Raw genomic sequence first — 244 nt, 5'->3', positions numbered from 1 at the left:
ACCGCCGCCAGCGCGGCCGGGACGATAGCCGCCGGCACGTCCTGCGGCGCCACGAAATGCTGCGCGCCGATGCCGAGCGCGGCCAGGCCCCAGACCCAGGCATGGAGCGCGATCCGCCATGGATTGCGGCGACGGAAGCGCGTGGCCAGCGCGCGCGGGATCGGCACGCGCGTCGCCAGCTCGCCGTGGATGCGCGCGCGCAATCGGCGCAGGTCGCGGCGGAAGCGATAGAGCTGCCAGATCG

The 244-nt window shown here is 75.0% G+C and carries 1 protein-coding gene; it reads right to left on the bottom strand.

All coding sequences use genetic code 11. The features are described 5' to 3' along the window. Window positions 1-244, bottom strand: a 244-nt coding sequence (locus tag NLU14_RS22715; RefSeq protein ID WP_275710868.1) for a hypothetical protein, incomplete at both ends; no start/stop codon positions are given.

Origin of the sequence: Marinobacter iranensis (assembly GCF_029207565.1) — a bacterium.
GTDB lineage: Bacteria > Pseudomonadota > Gammaproteobacteria > Pseudomonadales > Oleiphilaceae > Marinobacter > Marinobacter iranensis.
The sequence above is the reverse complement of the archived record's forward strand: the minus strand, read 5'-3'. Positions and strand labels throughout refer to the sequence as shown.